At 61.6% G+C, this 2,078-nt stretch carries 1 protein-coding gene and 1 pseudogene; one reads left to right on the top strand and one right to left on the bottom strand.

The features are described from left to right. Positions 1-49: 49 nt before the first annotated feature. Positions 50-1,633 carry a Na+/H+ antiporter gene (locus FY112_RS02940; RefSeq protein ID WP_151517621.1) on the bottom strand — a complete coding sequence of 528 codons (1,584 nt, stop codon included), beginning with the start codon at positions 1,631-1,633 and terminating at the stop codon, positions 50-52. A 346-nt stretch (positions 1,634-1,979) separates the two neighbouring features. Between FY112_RS02940 and FY112_RS37360 the strand changes: the two are divergent. Next, positions 1,980-2,078, top strand: a pseudogene (locus tag FY112_RS37360) (protocatechuate 3,4-dioxygenase); the annotation flags it as partial.

The following is a 2,078-nucleotide window of genomic DNA, read 5'->3' as shown; positions in this document are numbered from 1 at the left end:
CTATCGGAATGCGTTGACGATGATATCGAAGGGCGTAAGGCGCTGAACCTTACGCCTTGGCAGAGATCGCGCTCAATTCCTCGAGATCGAGATCGCGTTCAAGCTCGTCCAACGTTTCGTCGTCGATGTCGCCGGCGCGATGGAGGCGAATGAGCTCCCGGCGTCCCGTAGCAACCGCTTCGAGAACGACGTCGAAGTGAGCATGGAGCACCGGTTTGTAATGCTCCGTTCTCTCGGCATAGTCGACGATCACTGTCGCCCTGCGCTGGTATCGGTCCAGCAATTGCGGGTGGATAAGCTTTCCTTCCTCGTCGTATGCCAGGCTTTGGACGGTCTCGAGCTGCGCCTGCACCATGGCGACTTCGGCCTGGCTCATGGTCAGGCGCGCTCTTTCCGTCTCCGTCTCCACCAGCCGCGCCCAGGCAATCACCCGCCCCAATGTCGTGCCCTGCACGAGCACGGTACCGAGAATGACGGCGAAGGATGTGGCGAGGATGAAGTCACGGCCCGGCAACCCCTCGGGCAGGCTGAGCGCCAAAGCGAGCGTGATCACGCCGCGCACGCCTGCCCAGCTGAGAACCGTCGCGCCGCCGACGCCGAGCGGCCGAGTTCGCGTCACCCCCAGGGCTGCACAGAACCTGATGACGAGATCGGAGGCGAAGACCCAGGCAAAACGCGCGACCACGAGTGTGACGAGGATCGCCAGCATCGGCAGCCCCATCGTCGCGATCACGGTGGTCAAGCCGCCGCCGCGTTCGACGACATCCCGCAGCGACAGGCCGATCAAGGTGAAAACCGAAGCTTCCATCAGGAAGATCATCACGGTCCAGAACGACGTGCCGCGCATCCGCGTTGCGGCCGAAAATACGGTGTGCTGGTGCCAGGACGCGATCAAGCCGGTGGTGACGGTGGCGATGACGCCGGAAACATGCAGCAGTTCTCCGAGCAGATAGGAAATCCAACCGAGCAGCACCGTGGCTGCGATGATCAGATATTCGTCACCGAGACGCCGAACGAGTTTGACCCATGCCGTTCCCACAACGACGCCGACAACGGCGCCGCCGAGCGCCAGCACGAAGAAGCTGCCGATCGCCTCCCCCGCGCTGAAGGCTCCTGTTGCGGCAGCGGCAACGGCAAAACGGAAGAGAACCAGGCCGCTCGCATCGTTGAGCAGGCTCTCGCCTTCCAAAAGAATCTGCAGCCGCCGCGGCAGCCTGACTCGCTCGAGCACGGCGCGCGCCGAGACCGCGTCCGGCGGTGCAACGATCGCGCCAAGGGCCGCGCAGGCGGCCCAGGGAAGCGATGGAAAGATAAGATGGGCCACGACGGCCACCACCGCGCAGGTGAACAACACAGCGCCAACGGCCAGCGAGGCAATGCCGATCATATGGCGCCGCAACCGCGCCAGCGCGATGGCCCAGGCACCGTCCATCAGGAGCGGCGGCAGGAAGATGACCAGCACCAGTTCCGGATCGACCGATATCGCCGGCAACCCCGGCACGAACGCCAGCAAGGCGCCACCGGTCAGCAGCGCGACGGACGGCGGCAGTCCGAGCCTGTGGGCCGCATAGTGCAGCGCGATGATCGCAAGAAACATCGCGATGACGAGCTCGAATAAGTGGGTTGGTTCCATATGCCTCTGCCCTGACTCGGAAATGAATTTTGATGCCTACTGCAACTGCATAGCTCAAAGCGGAATCGATGCAAGATAGAACTGTCAGTTAATTCAATGCCTTACAGCATCTTTTACGCGACCGGAACCCAATGGGTGCTTCGGAGCAACCGTCCATTTGCTAACATCGGCAGAATACGCTTTCCCGTCAATCCGGCTGCAAACAGGAGTGGCCGTTCGGGACCCACCTACCGTCTCGACGGCATTAGATGCAGATGATCTCGTTGCCGTCGATCATTGCGTGGATTTAATTGGAATTTTCTGCGCATCCTCCTTAAATCCTGCGTCTTGAGGCAAAGTAAGACAGATGAAGAGGCGGACACTTGTGCTTGGAGGTGCGGCCATTGTCGCATCATCCGTGGCTGCGGTGGCGGTCTGGCCGCGGCGGCATGTCGTTGTTGCGGCC

This window comes from Rhizobium sp. PEPV16, assembly GCF_008919455.1.
Lineage (GTDB): Bacteria > Pseudomonadota > Alphaproteobacteria > Rhizobiales > Rhizobiaceae > Rhizobium > Rhizobium leguminosarum_Q.
Note: the sequence above shows the minus strand (reverse complement) of the source record. Positions and strands in the feature narration are given on the sequence as shown.

Excerpts from the sequence above, each read along its gene's own strand:
- FY112_RS02940 (WP_151517621.1), bottom strand. The coding sequence starts at position 1,633 with ATGGAACCAACCCACTTATTCGAGCTCGTCATCGCGATGTTTCTTGCG.